Raw genomic sequence first — 22,418 nt, 5'->3', positions numbered from 1 at the left:
AGCGGTCGGTGAAGCAGCTCGCAGAGCACTCATCCTCGTCGAGAACCTCTCGGTCCCCATGGACCGGCGCGTGTGGCAGGAGAGCCTGGCCCTGCGCGAGGCGGGCTGGGAGGTCCACGTCATCTGCCCGCGGGGCGCCACGCAGGACACCGAGCCCGAGGCGGTGATCGACGGCGTCAGGATCCACCGCTACCGGCTGCGCGCGGCCACCGGCGGCCCGCTGGGCTATCTGCGGGAGTACGGCACCGCGCTCTGGCACACCTTCCGCCTGGCCCGCAAGGTGGGCCGGGTCGACGTGGTGCACGCCTGCAACCCGCCGGACCTGTTCTTCCTCGTGGCCCGAGCCCTCAGGCGCCGCGGCGCCAGGTTCGTCTTCGACCAGCACGACCTGGTGCCCGAGCTCTACCTGTCCAGGTTCGGCCGCGGCGAGGACCTCCTCTACCGCGCCGTGTGCTCCCTGGAGCGGCGCACCTACCGGGCCGCCGACGTCGTCATCGCCACCAACGAGAGCTACCGCGAGGTCGCGGTCACCAGGGGCGGCAAGCGCCCGGAGGAGGTGTTCGTGGTGCGCAGCGCGCCCCGGGTCGAACGCTTCCACCAGGTGCCCCCCGACGAGGCGGCCAGGAAGGGCAAGCCCCACCTGCTGTGCTATCTGGGCGTGATGGGGCCGCAGGACGGCGTGGACTACGCGCTGCGGGCCCTGGCCCGGCTCCGCGACGAGCTGGGCCGTACGGACTGGCACGCCGTGTTCGTCGGCGGCGGCGACACCTTCGAGGCCATGGTGGCGCTGTCGCGGGAGCTGGGCCTGGCCGACAGCGTCGAGTTCACCGGCCGGATCCCGGACGCCGACCTGCTGCGCTACCTGTCCACCGCCGACGTCTGCCTGTCCCCGGACCCGCTCAACCCCCTCAACGACGTCTCCACGATGAACAAGGTCATGGAGTACATGGCGATGGCCAGGCCGATCGTCTCCTTCGAGCTGCGCGAGGCCAGGGTCTCGGCCGGGGAGGCCGCCCTGTACGCCCCGGCCGACGACGTCTCGGAGTTCGCCAAGCTGATCGCCCGGCTGCTCGACGACCCCGCCGAACGCCGCAGGATGGGCGAGATCGGCCGCGAGCGGGTCGCCGGCCCGCTGTCGTGGGAGCACTCGAAGAAGGCCCTGCTGGCCGCGTACGAGGCGGCGTACGCCGCCCGGAGCCGCCGATGACGCCACTGGCCTCCGTGGTGATCCCCGCGCACAACGAGGATTCCGCGCTGCCGCGCTGCCTGGACGGGCTGCTGGCCGGGGCGGCCCCGGGCGAGTTCGACGTCGTCGTCGTGGCCAACGCGTGCACCGACCGCACCGCGCAGGTGGCGAGATCGGCCGGGGTGCGGGTGGTCGAGACGCCGCTGCCCGGCAAGGTCAACGCCCTGCGGCTGGGCGACGCGCGGTGCCGCGTCTTCCCCCGGATCTATCTCGACGCGGACGTCGGGCTGTCGGCGGAGTCGGCCCGCGCGCTGGTCGCGGCGCTCGACCGGCCCGGCGTGCTGGCCTGCGCCCCCGTCCCGGAGTGGGACCTGCGCGGCGCCGGCCGTACCGCCCGGCGGGTCCACCGGGTGCACGACCGCATGATGGGCCCGCACCGGGTGCTCGCCGGCGTGGGCGTCTACGCGCTCACCGAGGCCGGGCACGCCAGGGTCTTCCCTCTGCCCGACGTGGTGTGCGATGACGAATGGGTGCACAGGAGTTTCGCGCCCGGCGAGCGGCGGGCGGTCCCCGAGGCCCGCTCGGTGGTCCGGCCGGCGCGGACCGTCCGCGCGCACCTGCGCCGCCGGGTCCGGGTACGGCTCGGCAACCGGCAGCTGGACGCGCTCGGCCGGCCCGCGCAGAGCAGGCTGGGGCTGCGGCCGCTGGTCGCGCTGCTGGCCGGGCGGTCGGTGAGCCCCCTGGACGCGGCCTGCTACCTGGCCGTCCAGGTCGCCGACCGGGCGCTGGCGCGCGGCTCCCGCGGGGCGCCCGTGGCGTGGTCGACGGATTCGAGCAGCAGAACGGACGGGATCGCGAGATGAGAGTTGAACGGGCCGCGCTCGACGGGGTGCTGCTGTTCGTGCCGACCCCCCACCGGGATGACCGCGGCCTGTTCACCCGGACCTTCGACGCGGCGGTCGCGGCGGAGCACGGTCTGGACGCCTCCCTGTTCATCCAGGACAGCCAGTCGCGCTCCCGGCAGGGCACCGTCCGCGGCATGCACGGCCGGTCGGGACGGGGGGAGGCCAAGCTGGTCAGGTGCGCGCGGGGGGCGGTGCACGACGTGCTCGTCGACGCGCGGCCGCACTCGCCCACCTTCGGGCGGCAGATGTCCGTGGTGCTCGACGACACCGACTTCCTGACCCTCTACGTCCCGCCGGGGCTGCTGCACGGGTTCCAGGCCCTGACCGGGCAGACCGACGTCTGCTACCGCATCGACCGGGAGCACGACCCCGCCGAGGACCTGTCCGTCCGTTACGACGATCCCGAACTAAAGATCGACTGGCCGCTGCCGGTGTCCGCGATCAGCGAGCGCGACCTGGCCGCCGGATCGTGGTCGCGACTCCGCGAGCGGCTCCGGACGACGGGGTAACCGGCGATGCGACACCTGCCGCGCCTCGTGGCCGCCCTCCTGCTGTGCCTGGTCCTGCCGCTGGCGGCCTGCACCCCGCCCGCCTCCGAGCAGGCCGGCCCGCCGTCCCCCACCGGGGCTCCGGGAAAGGGGACGCGGGGAACGGGACCGCGGGGCACGCCGTCCGCGCCCGCCTCGCCCACGGGCCCGCCGGCGCAGACCACCGGCCCCGAGGGCTGCCCCGACCATCCGACCCCGGCGTGCACGGGGGTGCCGCCCGGCACGGAGCTGCGCAGGCTGAAGCTGAACTTCCACGGCGAGGCCTACCGCGTGACCAAGGACGGAAGAGTCCTGGACGGCGTGCACATCCCCGGCGACCTGCTGATCACCGCCGACGACGTCGTCATCAGGAACAGCCGGATCGACGGCGGCGTGCAGGACTGGTACGACGGCGAGGGCTACTCCTTCACCATCACCGACTCCACCGTCGGCCCGGAGAAGGGCTGCCTGACCGCGCCCGGCATCCAGACGACGGATTTCACCGCCAGGCGCGTGCACGTCCGCGGCCACGGCGACGGCTTCAGCGTCTCCGGCGACAACGTGCGCATCGAGGACTCGTACGTGCTGCTGTGCTCCAACCCCGGCGACCACGGCGACGGCATCCAGACCATCGGCGCGGGCAGGGGGCTGGTGGTCCACCACAACACCTTCGACCAGCGGCAGGCCGAGGACGTCACCTCGCCGATCTTCCTGGTCGACACCGGCACGGTGGATGTGGAGGTGACCGAGAACCTGGTGATGGGCGGCACCTACAGCATGCGCCTGCTGCACGCCCGCGGGAGGAAGGTCATGCGGGACAACAGCGTGGTGGACAAGTCCTGGGAGTACGGCCCGCTGGTGGTCGACTGCGCCGGCGTCGACTTCTCCGGCAACAAGCTGGTCACCATCGACGAGGACTACCGCATCACCTCGACGGTGGCACCCCTGCCCTGCGGCTGAGCGGGCGGGGGGAGGGACTCGTCCCGGGTCGCCCGCAGCAGGGCGCCCACCGCGCCGACGAGCAGGAACATCAGGGCGGTGACCCCCGGATAGGACAGCAGGTCGAACGTGGCCGCGCAGACCAGGGGGACCAGCAGGCAGCCGGTCAGCGTCAGGGCGAGGTTGCGGTCGCGGGCGTCCGTGCTGCGGGCGCGGATCATGAGCGCCACGGTCATGCCGCACAGCGCGATGCCGACGAACAGCGCCAGGCCGAGGGCTCCCGCCTCCACCAGCGTCAGGAGGTACTGGTTGTCGAAGACCTGGTGCTTGGGCGCGTACCAGGTGCCGACCCCGCGGCCCAGCAGCGGGCGCCTGCCGATCTCGGCCAGGGCCCAGGAGTAGTCGTGGGTGCGGAAGCGGACGCTGTCGTCGGAGCCGATGGTGGCGAACAGGTTGAACAGCGTGCCGAGCAGGCCGGGGACCAGGACCTTGATCCCGACGAGGAAGACCACGGTGGCCGCCATCGCCTGCAGGCGCCGCCGGTGCGGCCAGCCGAGGAACAGCACCAGCGCCACGCTCGCCACGCCCAGCACCGCCGAGCGCGACACCGAGAACATCAGGCCGCCGGCGATCAGCCCGGTGCACAGCCACCAGCGTCCCGCGGGCTGCCCGCGGTCGCGGGCGTGGAAGCCGTAGTGCGCGGCGATGGGCAGGAGCATCGAGCACACCACGCCGAACTCGATGGGATGGCCCATCGTCGAGGCCACCCGGTTGAAGTCGGATCTGCCGAGCACGGCCTCGACGCCCTCGACGCCGGTGGGACGCAGGCCGGGCAGGACCATGTACCTCGTCAGGTCCAGGCCGAAGACGAACTGCAGGCCCCCGATCACGGAGATGACCGCCCCGGAGACCACCACGGTCTTGAGCACCAGGTCCAGGCGCCCGCGCCCGCGGACCCCGTCGCAGACCGCCAGCGCCACCCCCAGGTTGGCGGCGATCAGCACCGCGGAGTGGTCGGCCAGGTTGAGCTCGTCCTTGGGCAGGTAGGACAGCGTGGTGTAGCCGTAGATGATCAGATGCCCGACGCCGTAGACGAACAGCGCGGTCCTGATCGGCAGCCGTCCCTTCGCGGCGCCGAGGGTGGTGGTGAAGTGCGCGCACAGCCAGCACAGCAGCAGGAACAGGCCCAGCAGGTCGGCCGGTGTCAGGGAGATCGGCAGGCCGCGCAGGACCAGCCGGGCCGGGATCACCAGCTGCGCGACGACGAACAGCGCGACCAGCGTGGCGGCGTCGGCGCGCTGCCGCAGGCGCGGCTCGGCCAGCGGGTCGACACGCGGCCGGAAGGACGGCTCCCGCCGCCCCAGCGCCATCAGACGGCCCCGCCACCCCGCGCCCTCGCGCGGAGCCTCCACGGCCGCCCTCCACGCCTCCGGGCCCTTCCTGACACCCGGCCCGGGCCCGGTCGCCTCCTCCGTGCCCCGGGCCGATCCGGATACGGCCGCCTCCTTCGCGCCTGGGGCCGATCCGGGCACGGCGGGTTCCGGGCCGCGCGTCGTCCCCCGTCCGGTCGCCATCGTCGTCAGCGCCGCCCGGCCGGTTCACGTCCGGCGGGCTCGGAGGGGGACCCGTGCGGCACGGCGCCGTCCTCGCCGTCCTCGCCGTCCTCGCGGCGGCGGGCCCGCTCCGCGCGGGCGGTCGCGAAGCTCTCGGCGGCGAACGCGGCGCACAGGCTGAGGACCGTGGCGACGCCCAGCGCGGCCCCGGCGGCCCGCAGCTTGCTGCCCCGCTTGGCCTCCGGCGGCGTCGGCTTCACCACGTCGGTCATGGTCAGGTAGGTGCTCCGCGGCGCTCCCACGACGTCCTGCCGCTCGACCAGCTCGACCCTCGCCCGCTCCATCACCTTCCTGATGACGTCCTGCGCGGCCTGCGGCGAGGTGCTCTCCCCCTCGATGAACACGAAGGGGCCGCTGATCAGCAGCTCGGGGTTGCTGGCGCCGTTGCTCACCTTGTACCCCGTCGGGCCCGAGGGGTCCAGGCCGAGCTCGGCCGCCACCCCCGGGGCGCTCAGCGCCTGGATCAGCAGGCCGGCGGTCATGCTGAGCCCGTGGTCGAAGTTCGCCAGCGGGTTGGTGTACAGCAGCGGCTGCTCCGGGTCGCCGGAGACGCCGTTACCCGTGGTCGGGATGGTCACGACCACGACCGCGTAGGAGGTGTAGGTGGTCGGCACCGTCAGGTAGGCGCCGTAGGCGGCGGCCAGGCCCAGCAGGAACGCGGGGAAGGTGACGTACCACCTCCGGAAGACGACCACCGCCGTCCGCCAGAAATCCATGAGCGCCCCTCCCCGAGCCTCCCCTTGGCAATCGCTCGGACTCCGTGGTTGTGTTACGCCGGAGCTCGATTTCCCCTGAACCGACCCCTGACCCGACCCCTGACCCGACCGCGTCGGAGACCGGCCCCCGCCGTCACCGGACGCCGCAGGAGTGGAGACGCTGGGCATGACCGAACTGGCTGTGATCACACCCAGCTGGAGGCCGGACGCGGAGCTCTTCGCACAGCTGCACCGCTCGGTTCTGGAGCACACCTCCGACGACACCGTGCACCATGTGATCGTCCCGGCGGCGCACAGGTCCACCTTCGCCCGGTACGCCGGCCGGCGCTGCCGCATCTGGACGCACCCCGAGCTGATCCCGCGCCGTTACTGGCGCATGCCCGGCGGAGTGTGGGTCAACGCCGCGCGTCCCTGGCCGCCGGTCCGCGGCTGGGTCATGCAGCAGGCCGCCAAGATCGCCGCGGCCGGGACGATCGACGCCGACGTCATGCTGCTGGCCGACTCCGACGCGGTGCTGGTGCGGCCGGTCGACACCGAGCGGTTCAAGGTGGACGGCAGGCTCTCGCTGATGCGCGAGGACGAGGCGGTGACCGCCGAGATGGAGCGGCACGTCCTGTGGCACCAGGTCGCTAGGGACCTGCTGGGCCTGCCCGCCGCCCCGCCGCCCCCGCTGCCCGACTACGTGGGCCCGCTGGTGTTCTGGGACCCGGCGGTCGTGCGGGCGATGCAGGCCCGGATCAGCGAGACGACCGGCCGCAGCTGGCTGGACGCCTTCACCTCCCAGCTGCACATCTCGGAGTTCATCGTCTACGGGGTCTTCGCGGACGAGGCCCTGCAGACCCCGCCCGCCCCCAGCCCGCCGGCCTGCCACAACTGGTACGAGCGGACGCCGCTCGACCACGAGTCGGCCGCCGCCTTCGCCGACCGGCTCGGCCCCGACCCGATCGGCGTGATGATCTCTTCCCACTCCGACACCCCTCCCGACGTACGGCGGGCCGCGATCGAGCGCTGCCTGCGGGTCGCCGGGGGCTGATCAGCCCCCCCTGCCCCGTCCCCCGTCGGTGCCGTCCCCGTTGCCCGCCCGGCCCCGCGGGTAGCCGTAGGTCTTCACCACCATGAACACCTGCGTGTCGTCGTTCTCGGTCAGCATCCGGGGGACGGGGACCTCCCGGCGCCGCTCCTGCGTGGTCTCCTCATCCGGCCGGTCCTCCCCGGGATCCCGCTCCGGGACCTCCTCCGGAGGTCCTTTCTCCGGTGGCCCCGTCTCCGACGGCTCCCGCGCGGGTGACGCGGATGACTCGGCCTCCCCGGAGTCCTCGGCCGGGGCCCCTTCCGCCGCGGCCTCCCGCGGCGTCTCAGCCCCCTCCGGCGCCGTCCGCGGGCCCCTGAGCGCGCGCCGGCGGATCAGGAAGTAGGCGGTGGACATCGAGCCCGCCAGCGTCAGGACGAACCCGAGGCCGGCGAACTGCACCTTGTCGCCGGTGTCCTCCTCGGGCGTGGTCGGCGGGACGACGTCGGCGACCGTGATGTAGGTGATGGGCGGCGCCCTGAGCTCCTTCTGCCTGCGCGTCAGCTCGTCGACGACCCGCTTCTGCACCTTGGCCACCAGCCCCCGGACCTCGGCCGCGGAACCGCCCTGGGCCTTCACGTAGACGTACGGCCCGCTGATGTCGAGGATGTCGGGGTTGGTCCTGCCGTCGTCGATCGTGACCTCGATCGACCCGTCCTCCGGCACCCCGAGCTGCGCGAGCACGTCCGGGGCGCCGACGGCCTGGATGAGGATCGCGGAGGTGGTCTTGAGTCCGTCGTTGAACTCCAGCAGGGGGTTGCTCAGCCCGTTCGGCTTGGCCGGGTCCTGGGAGAGTGTCGAGCCCTGCGCCGACATGGTCAGCACCATGAAAGCGCTGGAACTGTAGGTCGGCGGCACCAGGAGGAAGGCGAGCGCGCCCACGAGCACCGACAGGAGCACCAGCGGTGGTCCCACCGTTCTTCGTAGGAAAAGGCCGATTACGATCTTCCAGAAATCCATTCGATCTGTCGTCCCTTTTCCTCCGCGTCAGGGCGTCGGCGAACCGCAGCCCCTCTCATGCTGGCCATCGGAATCCGGGGGGGTGTCCGTTACATCCGGTTCAGCGGCGGCCGGTGGCCAGCCGCAGGGCCTTGCGCCCCCGACGTGCGACGACACCCCGCTGGCGGCGCACGTACATGCTCAGGACGACGGCACGGGCCCGCCGCAGGTCCCGCGGGCCCAGGCCGGCCTCGGGCAGCCACTGCAGGACCTCGCGGTACTGGAGCGTGGTGGCGAAACGCGCCGTCCAGCGGGGCACCTCCAGGTGCGGGACCAGCGCGGACAGCCGCCGGTGGTGGACGTTGCGGTGCGAGAGGATCTCCGGCACGTGGCTCCACGGCCCGGCCAGCGCGAGCTTGATCGCGAGGACCTCGTCCTCGCGGAGCATGTTGCGGCGCGGGATGCGGGTCAGCAGCGCACGCCTGATCACGCCGTACAGCGGGTCGAGCAGGAGGTAGGTCTGGGTGTGCAGCCGCATCATCTCCGCCATGCGCGTGACCGGGTCGTCGGATCCCAGCCCGGTGCCGGTGTAGGGCATCGTCCGGGTGACGCCCCCGGCGTCGGTGTAGGCCGTCTGGGAGGTGACCAGGATGAGCCGCTCGTCCTCGGCGAACGGGCGCAGCGACCGCGAGATGCACGAGGGCTCCAGCCGGTCGTCGTCGCCCGCCCAGCGCAGGTAGGCGCCCCTGGCCACGTCGCCCACGTAGATGAAGTTGTTCGTCGCGCCGATGTTCTCGCGCTGGCGGTGGTAGACGACCCGGCTGTCCCGCCTGGCCAGCTCGCGGCAGAGCTCCTCGGTGTGGTCGGTGGAGGCGTTGTCGGAGATCACCAGTTCCAGGTTCTCGTGGTCCTGCTCCAGGACCGACCGGACCACGCCCTCCATCCGGTCCGCGCCGTTGTACACCGGCAGTCCGATGGACACCAGCGTGTCGGTACTACTCATCTGACTTCCTCGTCTTCAGACGCGCGCCGAACCGCCGGAGTTGCTCCCCGGGCACGACGATCAGGACATAGGCGATGAGCCCGGCGCCTCCCGCCAGGCCGAGCTCCAGCAGGGGACGGTCCCCGATCACGGTGGCCAGCCCCCAGGTGAGCGCTCCGGCCGCCAGGCCGCCGAGCAGCGGCCGTACCAGCGCCGGGGCGATCGGCCCCAGGCGCACGCCCACCCTGCTCAGCGCCAGGACCGCCAGCGGCAGGGCCACCGCCACCGCGGAGAGGGCGTGCCCGGCCGCCGCGCCGCGGATGCCGTCGAGGTGGGCCCCGGCGAACGTCGCGGGCACCAGGGCCGCGCCCCAGCCCAGGTTCAGCCACACGGTGCTCCTGGTCGCCCCCAGCGAGGTCAGGATGTCGAAGGCGAGCGAGGTCAGCAGCCGCACGACCATCAGGACGGCCAGGAAGCGCAGGACGCCGGCGGAGCGGTCCCACTCGGCCCCGTACAGCAGGCCGATGAGCTGGTGGGCCAGCACCCACAGCAGCACGGCGATCGGCATGACGAAGGAGAACAGCAGCGGGACCGCCCGCCGTACCCCCTCCTGCAGCGCCGTCGGGTCGTGCTCGGCCAGCCGGGAGAAGCTCGGCAGCGACACGTACCGCACCGCGCTGGTGATCAGCAGGGGCACCCAGCTCGACACGTTGAACGCCAGCAGGAAGAGGCCGAGCTCCTCCTCGCCGAGAACGTTGCCGACGATGACGTAGCCCACGTTCATCAGCACCGCCTCCAGGCCGAGGCCGGCGGCGGAGGGCAGGCCGAAGCGCCACAGCCGGCGGGCCACCCGCCGGTCGAAGCCGAGCCGGTACGGCAGCCGCGCGAAGGCCATCACCAGCACCCCGGTGACCACCGCGGAGCAGACCTGGCCCCAGGCGAAGCTGTAGGGGCCCGCGCCGCCGGCGGCCAGCGTGATCGACACCGCCGCCTGGACCACGAACCCCGCCATGATGGCCACGGAGAGCCGGTCCTGCCGGAACCGGCGCACCAGCGTGGCGCTGCGCACCGCGGTGACGGCCTCGACGAGGATGACCGCGGTGAGCAGGCGGACCACCCCCGCCGCCTCCTCGGTCCCCGCCGCCCGCGCGAAGGCGGGCGCGCCGACCCAGATCACCCCGTACAGCGCGACCGCCGAGACCAGGCTCAGCGTCGTCGCCGTGGGCGTCATCTCCTCGAACCTGCCCCGCCACTGCACCACCGCGGCCTGCACGCCCAGGTCCTTGACGACCATGACGAACTGGGTGGCGGCCAGCGCGACGGCGAAGACGCCGAAGTCGGACGGGGCCAGCAGCCAGGCCATCACCAGGCTCAGCACGAAGGAGCCGGCCTTCATCACCAGGTTCCCGGCCAGGCTCCAGCGCAGGCCCCGGCCCGCCTTGTCGCCGATCTCCCGCAGCTCGGCACCGGCCTCCGCGGGCTCGCGGAGGTCGGCGCCGGTCTCCGGGGGCTCCCGGGACACTGGAGGATCCCGGGAGACCGGAGGCTCCGGCGAGAGCGGGGAGGGTGGCACCGCGGCGGATCCGGTCATCGGGGCTCCTCCACGCGCTCCAGCCAGATCTCCCGCCAGAACGGGACGAACTCCCGGGGGCAGTTCTGCTTGTGGGCGCCGTCGCAGAAGATGCCCTCCAGCGTGATGCAGGGGCTCTTCATCTTCAGCAGCCTGCCGGTCTTCTCATCCAGCGCCCGCTCGACCCGGGCCTGGACCCGGGCGACCTTGCCGCAGTGGCGCGCCATCTCCTCCTCGAAGCCCATGCCCCGGTTGAGCCGGTCGGCGTTGAGGGTCGCGACGATCTCCTCCTTGGACTTGATCCTGACCAGCTCGCCCGGCTGCAGGCCGATGGCCCCGGTCGGGGTCCTGGTGTGCGGGCCGCCGGGGACGAAGCCCCACTCCATGCCGTTCTTGATCCACAGCCGTCCGGGCAGGATCCGCCTGCTCAGCTTCTGGTAGCGGTTGAACAGCCCGACGAAGATCGTGTACAGCGTCGCGAGCACGCCCGCGTTGCCGGTCCTGACGTCCGTGGCGTACTGCCCGAGGCTGCGGAACGGCAGGCAGGCGGGCGCGGCCCGCAGCAGCTCGGTGGCCTGGCAGGAGAAGAGCTCCTCGCCGTCCGGTGCCGGCTCCCTGCGGGCGTTGACCTCCACCAGCTTCAGCAGCCGGTCGTCCGAGGCCGGTCCGGGGACCGGGCGGAGTCCGGGTCCCGGCTCCACCCGCTTGAGCCAGGACTCCTTCCAGTACATCGAGCAGGCCGTCTGGCAGCCGCCGTGCGCCGACCCGTCGCAGCGCGCCCCGGTCAGGTGCACCGCCCGCTCCATGCGGCGCATGCCGGTGCCGCTGATCGTGTCGCACAGCTTGTACGCCACCTTGTGCACGGTGAGCCGCTGTCCGCAGAACCTCACCATCTCCGGCATGAAGGGCAGGTTGTCCAGCTCGCCCCTCTCGTCGAGAGTGGCCAGGATCTCCGCCTCACTGCGGACCTCGACCAGCTCGCCGACCCGAAGACCCAGCTGGCTCATGTCACCTTCTCCTTCAGAAGCCCGGCGCCCACGAGCGCGCGTGCCGCGTCCGCCACCGTGGCGAACGGGAGTTCCGATCGTTGTGCGATGTCGAGCAGGCCGTGCTCTCCGTCGGAGAGGTTCAGCACCCACAACATGGCCATCTGGGCCTGCCTGGTGTCGCTGCGCCCGCCCAGCGAGCCGTACAGTCCCCGCCGGCCGAGCTGCGGCTCGCCATACGGGCTGAGGTTGAGGTAGCGGCGGTCGCCGTCGAGGATCTCGACGATCTCCTCCAGGACCCCGAGGGTGTCGGCCATCGCCTCGGGCAGCACGAAGTCCGGGTCGTCGCCCGAGGTGTGGTACTCCGGATATCCGGCGTAGGTGGTGCGGGTCAGGCCGCCGACGGGCAGGTTGAAGCCGGGCGAGCCGAACTGCCGCTCGTCGTAGCCGTACGGCGAGAAGTCCAGGATCGTGTGCGGCCGGTTCCTGAGCACGTGGGCCGCGGCCCGGTCGACCACCGCGTCGCCGCGCCTGCTGCGCTTGTAGGTCAGGGCGCCGCCGTCCCCGGCGCACGCCAGCACGATCCCGTGCCTGATCCGGCCGACCCGTTCCCGGTTGCGCGCCAGCCAGGTGATCGCGCCGATGGTCCCCGGCATGAACAGGAACCGGTAGGTGTGGCGCGGCGTGCTCCCGGCGGCCAGCCGCCGGGCCAGCTCCACCGCCACCGCGATGCCCGCCAGGTTGTCGTTGGCCAGCGAGGGATGGCAGGTGTGGCAGGAGACGATCACCTCGTCGGCCGTCTCGCCGGGCACCACGCACTCGCCGTAGGTCAGGTGCCCGTCCGCCAGGGTCGAGTCGATCACGACCTCGTACGGCCCCGGCCCCATGCCGTCCAGCGTCTCCTGGCGCAGGCAGAAGCCCCAGGTCTCGGCGTAGTAGCTGGTCCGGTAGGGGACCAGGCCGGGCTGGCCGGGCAGCGTGTGCAGGTGCCCGCGCAGCTCGTCGAGGGTCATCGTGGCCGAGACCGGCACGCTGTAGCCGACGACGTGCAGGTTGGAGGCGTTGAAGTCGACGACCCGGCGGCCGGAGGGGTCCTTGACGTAGGCGTCGCGGATGTTCCACTCCCGCGGCACCGTCCAGTCGAGGACCTCGGTGCCGGTGGGCACCTCGCTGACCCGCAGCGGGATCGACTCCCCGACGATCTCCAGCGTGCGGCGCACGCCGTCGCCGGTGATGCTGCGGCAGATCGGATAGAGCCGGCGCACCAGCGCGTGCATCCGCTCCCCGACCGCCGTGTCCTCGGCGGCGGTCACGGCCGCAGCTCCGGGGAGATGCTCCCGGCCCCGCGCCGCTCCGACAGCCACGCCAACCGGGTGAAGCGGTGCTCGAAGCCCTCCCGGGTCAGCCCGTGCCGCTCGTAGGCCTCGGCCAGCTCGACCGCCCCGGCCTTGACCGTCCAGCGGGGCTGGTGCTCCGGGAGCGCGGCGCGGATCCGGGAGAAGTCCACCCGGTAGGAGCGCGGGTCGGCCCCGGCCTCCCCGGTGATCAGCAGCTCGGAGCCGGGCACGGTCTCGGCGACCGCGGCGGCGATCTCCGCGACGGTCACGTTGTTCTGCTCCGATCCCACGTTGAACGCCCTGGCGTGCACGGCCTCGCGCGGGGCGGTGAGCGCCGCGGCGAAGGCGTCCGCGATGTCCAGGGCGTGCACCAGCGGCCGCCACGGCGTGCCGTCGGACAGCACCTTCACCTGGCCGGAGAGCACGGCGTGGCCCACCAGGTTGTTCAGCACGATGTCGGCGCGCAGACGCGGCGAGAACCCGAAGGCGGTGGCGTTGCGCATGAACACCGGGGAGAAGTCGTCGTCGGCCAGCGCGGCCAGGTCGTCCTCCACCCTGACCTTGGACTCGGCGTAGGGCGTCACCGGGCGGAGCGGGGCGTCCTCCCCCACCAGGTCGTCGCCGCCGGAGGCGCCGTAGACCGAGCAGGTGGAGGCGTACAGGAAGCGGCGCACCCCGGCGTCGCGGGCCAGGCGCGCCAGCCGTACCGAGGCGTGGTGGTTGATGTCGTAGGTCAGCTCGGGGGCCAGCGTGCCCAGCGGATCGTTGGACAGGGCGGCCAGGTGGACCACCGCGTCGAACCCGGTGACGTGCTCGGGACCGGCGTCGCGCAGGTCCACGGCGAACCCCCGGGGATCGTCCGGCTCAGGTCCCAGCACGCACGCGGCGAACAGGCCGGAGTCGAGGCCGGTCACCTCGTGGCCGGCCCGGGCGAGGACCGGGGCCATCACCGTGCCGAGATATCCCTGATGGCCGGTCAGTAGAACGCGCACGCCTGTCTCCCGATTACCTCATGTGACCGATGGTCAGCTTCGCCGCGTGGAACGCCTCGGCGTAGCGGCTCTGGCACTGCACCCCGCGCACCCTGGCCAGGCCGCGGAAGGTCTCCTCGTCGAACCACGTACGGCCGTGCTGTGAGGGGTAGTGCTCGTGCAGCAGGGCCGTCTTCTCGGCCAGGACGTCCTGCGGCAGCGGCACGAACACGTTCGGCTGGGCCAGGTCGGACTCCCACTTGAGGATCTCGTAGCCGAGCACCAGGTGATCGCGGAAGGCCGTGGGCACCAGCCGGGCCAGTCCCCGGTGGTCCTGGTGCGCGTCGTGCGGCGACGGCGCGAAGACCACGTCCGGGTCGCACCGGCGCCGCACCCGCTCCAGCGCCTCCTTGGCCCGCTCCCAGTTGGCGGGCAGCCGCCCGTCCGGGAGGTCGAGGACGGTCACCTCGAGCTCGGCCTTGGGGCAGAAGGCGGCCAGCGCGGCCCGTTCCTCGTCCTCGCGGGCGGTGCCCCCGCCGGACAGCACGAGCGCCGTGACCCGCGCCTCCGGACTGGCCCGGCACAGCTCCAGCAGGGTCCCGCCCGCCCCGATCACGATGTCGTCGCAGTGCGCGCCGAGCAGCAGGATCTCGGCGCAGCGTTCGGGGAGCAGCCGGATCATCGGGCCACCCGCCTCTCGCCGCTCGTCCGGGGCATCACGACACCTGCCTGACCAGGCGGCGGGGGTTGCGCGGCGCCTGGCCGTCCTCCCACACCATCCAGGGGCGTTCGCCGCGCGCGTAGGCCTCGTTCAGCGCGACGCGCTCCCTGATGGTGTCGGTGGGCTTCCAGAACCCGCGGTGGGGGTAGGCCAGCAGCCGGCCCGCCTTGGCCAGCTCCATGCAGCCGTCGGCGACCAGGTCGCCGCCGGGCGGGATGTGCTCGAAGATCTCCTGGCGGAGCACGAAGTACCCGCCGTTGATCCACAACGGCATCTGGCTGACCGGCGTGATCCCGCCCACCGACCCGTCCTCGTCCACCTCGATGCAGTGGAAGGTGTCGGTCGGCGGCACGACCACCATCGACGCGCCCGCGTCGGAGGCGGCGAAACGGTCGACGATCTCGGGCAGCGGCGCGTCGGTGAGCACGTCGGCGTAGTTGGCCAGGAACAGCTCGTCGCCGTCGATGTGCTCGCGGACCCGGCGCAGCCGTTCCCCGATGGGCGAGTCGATGCCGGTCTGCACGAACGAGATCGACCATTCGGCGATGTCGGTGGACAGCAGCTCGACGGTGCCGCCGCGCAGGACGAAGTCGTTGGACGTGGTCTCCCGGTAGTTCAGGAAGAAGTCCTTGATGTGCTCGGCGCCGTAGCCCAGGCACAGGATGAACTCGGTGTGCCCGTAGTGCGCGTAGTAGCGCATCACGTGCCAGATCAGCGGGCGGGGTCCGACGAGCTGCATGGGCTTGGGAGGGTCCCCCGGGGCGCCGCTGCGCATGCGTGTGCCGTAACCGCCGCAGAAGAGGACCACCTTCACGGGACGACCTCCAGGCTCGGGATGGGGAAGACCAGCCGGCCTCCCCACTCGCGGACGTACGACAGCTGCTCGACGAGTTCGTCGCGCAGGTTCCACGGCAGGACCAGCACGTAGTCGGGCCGGTCCTCGGCGATCCGCTCGGGCGCCAGGATCGGGATGCGCGCGCCGGGAGTGAACCTGCCGTGTTTGTAGGGGTTGCGGTCCACCGTGTAGGCCAGCAGGTCGGGGCGGACGCCGCAGTGGTTGAGCAGGGTGTTGCCCTTGCCGGGCGCGCCGTAGCCGACCACGGTCCTGCCCGCGTCGGCGGCCTCGACGAGGAAGCGCAGCAGGTCCCGCCGGACCTTGGCCACCCGGGCGGCGAAGTCGGCGTAGCCCGACAGCTCGTGCAGCCCGGCGGCCTTCTCCCGGGCCAGCACGTCGTCCACCCTCGGACCGGGCTCGCCGTACGGCCGCGCCCACAGCCGGATCGAGCCGCCGTGCGTGGGCAGCAGCTCCACGTCCACCAGCGTCAGCCCGCCGCCGGCCAGGGCCCGCTGCGCGGAGGCGACGGTGTAGTACTGGAAGTGCTCGTGGTAGATCGTGTCGTACTGGTTGAGCTCCATCAGCGTCAGCAGGTGCTGGACCTCGATGGAGACCAGGCCGTCGTCGGCCACCAGGGCTCGCAGCCCCTCGGTGAACCCCACGACGTCCGGGATGTGCGCGTAGACGTTGTTGGCCACGACGAGGTCGGCCGGGCCGTGCTCGGCGCGCACCGCGGCGCCGGTCCCGGGGGTGAGGAACGCGGTGAGGGTCGGCACCCCCTTCTCCCGGGCGGCCCGGCCGACGTTGGCCGACGGCTCGATGCCCAGGCACCGGATCCCCCGCCCGACGACGTGCTGCAGCAGGTAGCCGTCGTTGCTGGCCACCTCCACCACGAAGGCGTCCGGCGCCAGGTCGCGCTCCGCGACGAACCGGCGGGCGTGCTCAACCCAGGAGGTGGAGTAGGAGGAGAAGTAGGCGTACTCGGTGAAGGTGTCCTCCGGAGTGATCAGCGGCGGTATCTGCGCCAGCAGGCACTCGGTGCACACCCTCAGGTGCAGCGGATAGGTGGTCTCCGGGAGGTCGAGCTGCTCGGCGGTCAGGAACAGCTCACACGGCGGGGTCGCACCGAGGTCGACGACGCTCGCGAGGCTCTCCGAACCGCACAGCCGGCAGATCGTCATCGGCGCACTCCCCTTTCGACTCGATCACCGTGGGTGTCACGGGTTCCGCCGGCCACTCAGCTCGCCCCCGAAAGCGCTCTGGACTCGTACTCCAGCGCCGGCTCCTCGGGCACGCAGCCGGGCTCCTCCACCGCCATGCCGTGCTGGGCGGTCTCCGGATCACGGCCGCCGAACGCGTCGGCGATCAGCTCCCTCGTGGAAGCCACCAGTTCGCGCGAGGCCGGGGTGGCCGGATGGACGAACGCCTCCCCGCCGCAGAGCAACTCTCGCCGCTGGGCCTCGCCCATGGTGCTGTCGGAGAAGACGGCGGTCATCATGAGGATCTGGTCTCCTTCAGGCAATTCCCGATCTTCAGGGCTGGAGCGCCCGGCGGCGTGACATGCTTCGGCGCATGGAGCCCCTCAGCATCGACGGAGCCTGGCTGTACACCCCCCGCGTCCACGCCGACTCCCGCGGCGCCTTCCTGGAGGCGTTCCGCGCCGCCGACCTGCGGGAGGCCGCCAGCCTGCGGCTGGACCTCGCCCAGCTGAACTGCTCGGTGTCCCGGCGGGGCGTGCTGCGGGGCGTGCACTTCGCCGACGTCCCGCCCGGTCAGGCCAAGTACGTCATGTGCGTCTCCGGCGCCGTCCTGGACGTGGTCGTCGACGTCCGGGCCGGGTCGCCGACCTTCGGCCGCTGGGAGGCCGTGCGCCTGGACGAGGAGACCCGCCGGGGCCTGTACATCGCCGAGGGGCTCGGCCACGCCTTCCTCGCGCTCAGCGACGGCGCGACCGTGGTCTACGCGTGCTCGCAGCCGTACGCGCCCGGGCGCGAGCACGGGGTCCACCCGCTCGACCCGGCCGTCGGCATCGACTGGCCGCTGGAGGGCGAGCCGCTGCTGTCGGACAAGGACGCCGCGGCGCCCACCCTGCAGGAGGCGCTGACCGCCGGGCTGCTGCCCGACTACGAGGTCTGCGTGACCCGTCACCGCACACCGCCCACCACCGACGGCCACGCCGCCTGAAGAGCCCGCCGCCAGTCCCGCATGGCGGGCCCGGCGCGGCGGGCGAGCACGCTGTAGGCGGGCCGCCGGGCCGGGCGGGGGAACCGGGAGCTGCCGACCGGCCGGACGCGGTCCGGGTCGGCGCCCAGCAGGGTGAAGATCTCGCGCGCGAAGCCGTACCACGTCGTCTGGCCGGCGTTGGTGGCGTGGTAGACGCCGCCGGGGGCGTCGGCGCGGACCAGCCGGACCAGCTCGGCCGCCAGGTCGGCGGTCCACGTGGGCTGCCCGGTCTGGTCGTCGACCACCGTGACGGTGTCGCGCTCGGACTCCAGCCTGATCATGGTCCGGACGAAGTTCGTCCCGTGCGCGCCGTACAGCCAGGCCGTGCGCACCACGAGGTGGCCGTGTTCCAGCGCCGCCCGCTCCCCCGCCAGCTTGCTCCGGCCGTAGGCGCCGAGCGGCCCGGTCGGGTCGTCCTCCCGGTACGGCCGCCGCGCGGCCCCGTCGAAGACGTAGTCGGTGGAGACCTGGACCAGCCGGGCGCCCAACTCGTCGCAGCCGCGCGCCAGGGCCAGCACGGCGTGGCCGTTGACCGCCAGCGCCTCCGGCTCGCGCGCCTCCGCGTCGTCCACGGCCGTCCACCCGGCGCAGTTGACCACCGCGTCGGGTTTGTGCAGCCGTACGGCCTGCGACACCGCGTCGGGGTCCCGCACGTCGAGCTCGTCGCGGCCGAGCGCCGCGACCTGCTCGCCCTCGCCCCGCAGCAGGGTCACCAGGTCGGCGCCGAGCATCCCCCGCGCGCCGGTGACCAGCCATCGCGTCATGAGAGCGCCTTCCACCAGTGCGGGTTGTCGGCGTACCAGCGCACCGTCTCCTCCAGACCGGCGTCGAAGCCGATCCTCGGCGCGTAGCCCATCGAGCGCAGCCTGCTGTCGTCGAGGGAGTAGCGCAGGTCGTGACCCTTGCGGTCCTCCACGTGCTCGACCATGTCCCACCCGGCCCCGCAGGCCTTCAGGATGCGCTCGGTGAGCTCCAGGTTGGTCAGCTCCGCCGTCCCGGCGATGTGGTAGACCTCGCCGGGCTCGCCCTCGCAGGACACCAGCCGGATGGCCGCGCAGTGGTCGTCGACGTGGATCCAGTCGCGGACGTTGGTCCCGTCGCCGTACAGGGGCGCCTTGCGTCCCTGCAGGAGGTTGGTGACGAACAGCGGGATCACCTTCTCCGGGAACTGGCGGGGCCCGTAGTTGTTGCCGCAGCGGGTGATGGAGACCGGCAGCCCGTGGGTGACCGCGTAGGCCCGGGCGATCATGTCCCCGCCCGCCTTGGAGGCGGAGTACGGCGAGCGCGGGCGCAGCGGCGCGAACTCGTTCCACGAGCCGGTCTCGATCGAGCCGTACACCTCGTCGGTGGAGACCTGCACCACGCGCGGGATCCGCGCCTCCAGGCAGGCCTGCATGAGGGTCTGCACGCCCATGACGTTGGTCCGCACGAACTCCGCGGCCGAGTCGATCGACCGGTCCACATGGGACTCCGCGGCGAAGTTGACCACGACGTCGTGGCCGGGGACCACCTGCGCCAGCAGTACGGGGTCGCAGATGTCACCGTGCACGAACGTGTGCGGGACCCCTTCCAGGTTGGCGGGGTTGCCCGCGTAGGTGAGCCGGTCGAGCACGGTCACCTCGGCTCCGTCCGCCGCCAGCATCCGGGCGTAGGCCGAACCGATGAATCCGGCGCCGCCGGTGACGAGGACCCGCGCGGGCCCGCAGATAGGTGCGCTCATGAACTGATCTGGACCTTGCTGTGATCGCCCAGCACGAGGCGGTGGGCTCGGGGAGTGGCGGGGGCGGGGGTGACCTCGACGTCGTGGCCGATGAGGGAGGCCTCGATCCGGGACACCCCGGAGATCGAGGATCTGGGCAGGACGATGGAGTACTCGATCTCGCTGCCGCTGACCGTGCAGCCGGCGGCGATCGAGGTGAAGGGGCCGACGTAGCTGTCGAGGATCCTGGCCCCGGCTCCGATGATCGCCGGGCCGACGATGCGGGACCGCTCGACGGCCGCGCCGGGCTCGACGACCACCCGGCCGATCAGCTCACTGGCGCCGTCCACCCGGCCGTCCAGCCGGGGTTCCACCGACTCCAGGACCAGCCGGTTGACCTCCAGCATGTCGGTCACGTCGCCGGTGTCCTTCCAGTAGCCGGAGATGACGGACGACTCGACCCGCCGGCCGTCCTCGATCAGCCACTGGATCGCGTCGGTGATCTCCAGCTCGCCCCGCCAGGACGGCTTGAGCTCGGCGACCGCCTCGTGGACCTCCGGCGTGAACAGGTAGACGCCCACCAGCGCGAGGTCGCTCTTGGGCACGCGGGGCTTCTCCTCCAGCCGGATCACGCGGCCCCGCGCGTCGAGTTCGGCGACGCCGAACTGCCGGGGGTCGCCGACCCGGGTGAGCATGATCTGCGCCGCCGGCCGGTCCCGGGCGAAGCGTTCCACGAGGTCGTCGATCCCGCCGACGATGAAGTTGTCGCCGAGGTACATGACGAAGTCGTCGCCGCCCAGATAGTCGCGGGCGATGAGCACCGCGTGGGCCAGGCCGAGCGGCGCCCGCTGGCGCAGGTAGGTCACCTCCAGGCCGAAGGCGGTCCCGTCGCCGACGGCGGCCTCGATCTCGGCCTGGGTGTCGCCGACGACCATCCCGATCTCCCGGATGCCGGCCGCCGCGATGGCCTCCAGTCCGTAGAAGAGCACCGGTTTGTTGGCCACGGGGACGAGCTGCTTGGCGGAGGTGTGGGTGATCGGCCGTAATCGGGTGCCCGACCCCCCGGCGAGCACGAGTGCTTTCACGTCTAGTAGGCCCCTTCTCCGTGGACGACGGCGCTCCAGGTCTTCCAGAGGATCTGCAGGTCCAGGAAGAGGGACCAGTTCTCCACGTACCGCAGGTCCAGGCGGACCGACTCCTCCCAGGACAGGTCGGAGCGTCCGCTGACCTGCCACAGGCCCGTCATCCCGGGCTTGACCACCAGGCGGCGGCGGACGTCCACGCCGTACTGCTCGACCTCCTCGGGCAGCGGGGGGCGCGGACCGACCAGTGACATCTCCCCGCGGATCACGTTGAGCAGCTGCGGCAGCTCGTCGAGGGAGTAGCGGCGCAGGGACGCTCCCACCCGGGTGATCCGCGGATCCTTCCGGATCTTGAACAGCACGCCGTCGGACTCGTTCTCCGGCAGCAGGTGGCCCTTGAGGGACTCGGCCCCCTCGACCATGGTGCGGAACTTCACGACCCGGAACTCCACGCCGCCCTTGCCCACCCTGGACTGCCGGAACAGCGCGGGTCCCGGGCTGGTGGCCCGGATCAGCGCCGAGATCAGCAGCATGGGCAGGGCCAGCACCACCAGCGCGCACCCGGCGCCGCAGCGGTCGAACAGGTTCTTCACCCAGTAGCGGGTGCCGGTGAACTCGGGATGCTCGACGTGCAGCAGCGGCATCCCGGCCATCGGGCGGATGCTGACGCGCGGGCCCGCCACGTCCATGAGCGCGGGCGCCACGAACAGGTCGACGCGGTCGTTCTCCAGTTCCCAGGCGAGCCGGCGCAGCGCGGTGCCGTCCAGCTCGGGGCAGGCCAGGATGGCCACGGCGTCGGCCTTCACCTTGGCCACCGCCTCGGGCACGTCGGTGAAGTCGCCGAGCACCGGCACCCCGCCGACGTCGGCCCGCTCGGCGCCGGACGGCAGGCACGCCGCCACCACGGCCATTCCGTGATACGGCTGTCTTCGCAGCTGTATCACCAGGTCGAGCACCGACTCCCGGTGACCGACGGCGACCATCTGGCGCATGTAATCACCGGCGGCGCGGCGCCGATGCAGCCTTTTTCGCATGCGATAGCGAAAGAAGACCGTGAGAAACAGGGCACCGGGCAGCATTGCCATGACAAAACTCCTGGCAATGCTGGTCTGTGTCGCGTAAGCGCCAATAGCGACAGCCGCTGTAAGACCGATTCCCCCCTGGAAAACCGCCCGGAACTCCTCCGTTCCCTCGCCGTGCGCGCGCCGGCGGTAGGCGCCGCCCAGGGCCAGCGCGAAAGGCCAGCACAGAGCGAGCGCGAGGCCGAACACCGCCTCGCCCAGCGGAATGAACGCGCCCAGCCACAACCTGACCCCGAGCACGATCTCGCAGGCCAGGACCGCGCAGGCGAGATCTCCCGCCACCAGCAAACGGGCATACGAACGTGTCCATATGCTCGATGCGGAACGTGCCACACCGTCGAGGAGCACGCCAGCGGGCCCCTCTGTCCCCACCCGCATACCATTCCCCACCCAACTGCCCGGGTATTAACAGCTAGCAGACGTACACAAGGTGCTAAGGGTTGACAGGCTTCGCAAAAGCCTCAGAAAGCCGCGAGTACCCTCGAAATCATATTGATCACTTAGGAAGAGCGGAATAGCGGCCGTTGGCCACTAGTGGCCGACATAAGCGGATATCCACGCCTTGACGGAACGGTCCAAATGTGTACTTTCAACCATTTGAACTCGCTGTGTAATCAGCTGCGGACACACAGAAATGGCGACCTGACCCTCACGGGGGTCAGTCGTACTCCAGGTCGGGCAGGGCCGAGGGCGGATCGGGACTGCGCCAGACCACGACGTACGAATCACGGGCGGCGCTCACCGCCGCGCTGAGCCGGTCCAGATCGAAATCCGGGAGATACCGCAGGCGCGTGAGAAACGCTCCGTCGGTCGCCGACTTGGGCACGACGCATCCCTGCCCGTCCCGGTCGAGCAGGATGTACAGGATGTCCGTGTCCGTGGCCCCCACGACCCGTACCTCGACGACGTCTTCCCATGCGAGCGCGTCGACGCTTCCGTCCGCGTAGTGGCGGGTCACGCCTTCCTCGGTGACGTACACGTACGTATCCGGCACTGAATTGCCGTGCATGGCCGCGATTGTGACGACTTAGGGCCT

At 71.9% G+C, this 22,418-nt stretch carries 23 protein-coding genes; 6 read left to right on the top strand and 17 right to left on the bottom strand.

Annotated elements, in window-relative coordinates; genetic code table 11:
- Positions 1 to 58: 58 nt before the first annotated feature.
- From Psi01_RS08265 to Psi01_RS08250, 4 genes are read left to right on the top strand one after another with little or no spacing between them, the layout of a single operon-like run.
- On the top strand, positions 59 to 1,207 hold the full coding sequence (locus tag Psi01_RS08265) for a glycosyltransferase family 4 protein (protein WP_239127318.1): 1,149 nt from the start codon (positions 59 to 61) through the stop codon (positions 1,205 to 1,207).
- Positions 1,204 to 2,049: a glycosyltransferase family 2 protein gene (locus Psi01_RS08260; RefSeq protein ID WP_204063338.1), complete on the top strand. Its 846-nt coding sequence runs from the start codon at positions 1,204 to 1,206 to the stop codon at positions 2,047 to 2,049. The genes Psi01_RS08265 and Psi01_RS08260 overlap by 4 nt, the downstream gene beginning before the upstream one ends.
- Positions 2,046 to 2,600: a dTDP-4-dehydrorhamnose 3,5-epimerase family protein gene (locus Psi01_RS08255; protein ID WP_204063337.1), complete on the top strand. Its 555-nt coding sequence runs from the start codon at positions 2,046 to 2,048 to the stop codon at positions 2,598 to 2,600. Before Psi01_RS08260 ends, Psi01_RS08255 begins: the two co-directional genes overlap by 4 nt.
- Before the next feature lie 6 nt (positions 2,601 to 2,606).
- The gene (locus tag Psi01_RS08250) at positions 2,607 to 3,578 is read left to right on the top strand and encodes a right-handed parallel beta-helix repeat-containing protein (protein WP_204063336.1); all 972 of its coding nucleotides are present in this window, start codon (positions 2,607 to 2,609) and stop codon (positions 3,576 to 3,578) included.
- Here the strand turns inward: Psi01_RS08250 and Psi01_RS08245 are convergent.
- A complete protein-coding gene (locus tag Psi01_RS08245) occupies positions 3,536 to 4,969 on the bottom strand; it encodes an O-antigen ligase family protein (RefSeq protein WP_239127315.1) in 1,434 nt (477 codons plus the stop codon). The two genes, Psi01_RS08250 and Psi01_RS08245, sit on opposite strands and share 43 nt — an antisense overlap.
- A gap of 167 nt (positions 4,970 to 5,136) precedes the next feature.
- Positions 5,137 to 5,886, bottom strand: coding sequence for a YveK family protein (locus Psi01_RS08240; protein ID WP_204063335.1), 750 nt, complete (start codon positions 5,884 to 5,886; stop codon positions 5,137 to 5,139).
- A 166-nt stretch (positions 5,887 to 6,052) separates the two neighbouring features.
- Here Psi01_RS08240 and Psi01_RS08235 point away from each other — a divergent pair, with 166 nt between their 5' ends.
- Positions 6,053 to 6,919, top strand: a complete 867-nt coding sequence (locus Psi01_RS08235) for a DUF6492 family protein (RefSeq protein ID WP_204063334.1) — start codon at positions 6,053 to 6,055, stop codon at positions 6,917 to 6,919.
- Here the strand turns inward: Psi01_RS08235 and Psi01_RS08230 are convergent, their stop codons facing one another.
- The 10 genes from Psi01_RS08230 to Psi01_RS08185 form a co-directional block, all read right to left on the bottom strand.
- Positions 6,920 to 7,870, bottom strand: a complete 951-nt coding sequence (locus tag Psi01_RS08230; RefSeq protein ID WP_204063333.1) for a hypothetical protein — start codon at positions 7,868 to 7,870, stop codon at positions 6,920 to 6,922. It abuts the gene before it with no gap.
- Positions 7,871 to 8,015: 145 nt separating this feature from the next.
- Entirely contained in the window at positions 8,016 to 8,897 is an 882-nt protein-coding gene (locus Psi01_RS08225; RefSeq protein WP_204063332.1) for a glycosyltransferase family 2 protein, read from the bottom strand.
- On the bottom strand, positions 8,890 to 10,398 hold the full coding sequence (locus Psi01_RS08220) for a lipopolysaccharide biosynthesis protein (RefSeq protein ID WP_239127313.1): 1,509 nt from the start codon (positions 10,396 to 10,398) through the stop codon (positions 8,890 to 8,892). Before Psi01_RS08220 ends, Psi01_RS08225 begins: the two co-directional genes overlap by 8 nt.
- A gap of 65 nt (positions 10,399 to 10,463) precedes the next feature.
- The gene (locus tag Psi01_RS08215; protein ID WP_204063330.1) at positions 10,464 to 11,453 is read right to left on the bottom strand and encodes a hypothetical protein; all 990 of its coding nucleotides are present in this window, start codon (positions 11,451 to 11,453) and stop codon (positions 10,464 to 10,466) included.
- Positions 11,450 to 12,745: a DUF4910 domain-containing protein gene (locus tag Psi01_RS08210; protein WP_239127312.1), complete on the bottom strand. Its 1,296-nt coding sequence runs from the start codon at positions 12,743 to 12,745 to the stop codon at positions 11,450 to 11,452. Before Psi01_RS08210 ends, Psi01_RS08215 begins: the two co-directional genes overlap by 4 nt.
- Entirely contained in the window at positions 12,742 to 13,761 is a 1,020-nt protein-coding gene (locus Psi01_RS08205) for an NAD-dependent epimerase/dehydratase family protein (RefSeq protein WP_204063329.1), read from the bottom strand. Before Psi01_RS08205 ends, Psi01_RS08210 begins: the two co-directional genes overlap by 4 nt.
- A 13-nt stretch (positions 13,762 to 13,774) precedes the next feature.
- On the bottom strand, positions 13,775 to 14,422 hold the full coding sequence (locus Psi01_RS08200; RefSeq protein WP_204063328.1) for a PIG-L deacetylase family protein: 648 nt from the start codon (positions 14,420 to 14,422) through the stop codon (positions 13,775 to 13,777).
- 34 nt (positions 14,423 to 14,456) lie between these two features.
- Positions 14,457 to 15,275, bottom strand: a complete 819-nt coding sequence (locus tag Psi01_RS08195) for a glycosyltransferase family protein (RefSeq protein ID WP_204063327.1) — start codon at positions 15,273 to 15,275, stop codon at positions 14,457 to 14,459.
- Positions 15,272 to 16,477 carry a class I SAM-dependent methyltransferase gene (locus tag Psi01_RS08190; RefSeq protein WP_204063326.1) on the bottom strand — a complete coding sequence of 402 codons (1,206 nt, stop codon included), beginning with the start codon at positions 16,475 to 16,477 and terminating at the stop codon, positions 15,272 to 15,274. The genes Psi01_RS08195 and Psi01_RS08190 overlap by 4 nt, the downstream gene beginning before the upstream one ends.
- Before the next feature lie 56 nt (positions 16,478 to 16,533).
- The gene (locus Psi01_RS08185; protein ID WP_204063325.1) at positions 16,534 to 16,818 is read right to left on the bottom strand and encodes a hypothetical protein; all 285 of its coding nucleotides are present in this window, start codon (positions 16,816 to 16,818) and stop codon (positions 16,534 to 16,536) included.
- 50 nt (positions 16,819 to 16,868) lie between these two features.
- Between Psi01_RS08185 and rfbC the strand changes: the two genes are divergently transcribed.
- On the top strand, positions 16,869 to 17,480 hold the full coding sequence (rfbC, locus tag Psi01_RS08180; RefSeq protein WP_204063324.1) for a dTDP-4-dehydrorhamnose 3,5-epimerase: 612 nt from the start codon (positions 16,869 to 16,871) through the stop codon (positions 17,478 to 17,480).
- On the opposite strand, the gene rfbD is transcribed toward rfbC, so the two are convergent.
- The 5 genes from rfbD to Psi01_RS08155 all read right to left on the bottom strand — a co-directional run bounded on the left by rfbD (position 17,441) and on the right by Psi01_RS08155 (position 22,391).
- A complete protein-coding gene (rfbD, locus tag Psi01_RS08175) occupies positions 17,441 to 18,283 on the bottom strand; it encodes a dTDP-4-dehydrorhamnose reductase (RefSeq protein WP_204063323.1) in 843 nt (280 codons plus the stop codon). The genes rfbC and rfbD overlap by 40 nt on opposite strands.
- The gene (rfbB, locus tag Psi01_RS08170) at positions 18,280 to 19,239 is read right to left on the bottom strand and encodes a dTDP-glucose 4,6-dehydratase (protein WP_204063322.1); all 960 of its coding nucleotides are present in this window, start codon (positions 19,237 to 19,239) and stop codon (positions 18,280 to 18,282) included. Before rfbB ends, rfbD begins: the two co-directional genes overlap by 4 nt.
- Entirely contained in the window at positions 19,236 to 20,303 is a 1,068-nt protein-coding gene (locus tag Psi01_RS08165) for a glucose-1-phosphate thymidylyltransferase (RefSeq protein WP_204063321.1), read from the bottom strand. The genes rfbB and Psi01_RS08165 overlap by 4 nt, the downstream gene beginning before the upstream one ends.
- A gap of 2 nt (positions 20,304 to 20,305) precedes the next feature.
- The gene (locus tag Psi01_RS08160) at positions 20,306 to 21,760 is read right to left on the bottom strand and encodes a sugar transferase (protein ID WP_204063320.1); all 1,455 of its coding nucleotides are present in this window, start codon (positions 21,758 to 21,760) and stop codon (positions 20,306 to 20,308) included.
- 280 nt (positions 21,761 to 22,040) lie between these two features.
- Entirely contained in the window at positions 22,041 to 22,391 is a 351-nt protein-coding gene (locus Psi01_RS08155) for a hypothetical protein (protein ID WP_204063319.1), read from the bottom strand.
- Positions 22,392 to 22,418 lie beyond the last annotated feature (27 nt).

Origin of the sequence: Paraplanobispora siamensis, from assembly GCF_016863175.1 — a bacterium.
Taxonomy (GTDB): domain Bacteria; phylum Actinomycetota; class Actinomycetes; order Streptosporangiales; family Streptosporangiaceae; genus Planobispora; species Planobispora siamensis.
The sequence above is the reverse complement of the archived record's forward strand: the minus strand, read 5'-3'. Positions and strand labels throughout refer to the sequence as shown.

Coding starts and splice junctions, on each gene's coding strand:
- Psi01_RS08265 (WP_239127318.1), top strand. CDS start 59: ATGGACCGGCGCGTGTGGCAGGAGAGCCTGGCCCTGCGCGAGGCGGGC.
- Psi01_RS08260 (WP_204063338.1), top strand. CDS start 1,204: ATGACGCCACTGGCCTCCGTGGTGATCCCCGCGCACAACGAGGATTCC.
- Psi01_RS08255 (WP_204063337.1), top strand. CDS start 2,046: ATGAGAGTTGAACGGGCCGCGCTCGACGGGGTGCTGCTGTTCGTGCCG.
- Psi01_RS08250 (WP_204063336.1), top strand. CDS start 2,607: ATGCGACACCTGCCGCGCCTCGTGGCCGCCCTCCTGCTGTGCCTGGTC.
- Psi01_RS08240 (WP_204063335.1), bottom strand. CDS start 5,886: ATGGATTTCTGGCGGACGGCGGTGGTCGTCTTCCGGAGGTGGTACGTC.
- Psi01_RS08235 (WP_204063334.1), top strand. CDS start 6,053: ATGACCGAACTGGCTGTGATCACACCCAGCTGGAGGCCGGACGCGGAG.
- Psi01_RS08225 (WP_204063332.1), bottom strand. CDS start 8,897: ATGAGTAGTACCGACACGCTGGTGTCCATCGGACTGCCGGTGTACAAC.
- Psi01_RS08215 (WP_204063330.1), bottom strand. CDS start 11,453: ATGAGCCAGCTGGGTCTTCGGGTCGGCGAGCTGGTCGAGGTCCGCAGT.
- Psi01_RS08200 (WP_204063328.1), bottom strand. CDS start 14,422: ATGATCCGGCTGCTCCCCGAACGCTGCGCCGAGATCCTGCTGCTCGGC.
- Psi01_RS08190 (WP_204063326.1), bottom strand. CDS start 16,477: ATGACGATCTGCCGGCTGTGCGGTTCGGAGAGCCTCGCGAGCGTCGTC.
- rfbC (WP_204063324.1), top strand. CDS start 16,869: ATGGAGCCCCTCAGCATCGACGGAGCCTGGCTGTACACCCCCCGCGTC.
- rfbD (WP_204063323.1), bottom strand. CDS start 18,283: ATGACGCGATGGCTGGTCACCGGCGCGCGGGGGATGCTCGGCGCCGAC.
- rfbB (WP_204063322.1), bottom strand. CDS start 19,239: ATGAGCGCACCTATCTGCGGGCCCGCGCGGGTCCTCGTCACCGGCGGC.
- Psi01_RS08160 (WP_204063320.1), bottom strand. CDS start 21,760: ATGCGGGTGGGGACAGAGGGGCCCGCTGGCGTGCTCCTCGACGGTGTG.
- Psi01_RS08155 (WP_204063319.1), bottom strand. CDS start 22,391: ATGCACGGCAATTCAGTGCCGGATACGTACGTGTACGTCACCGAGGAA.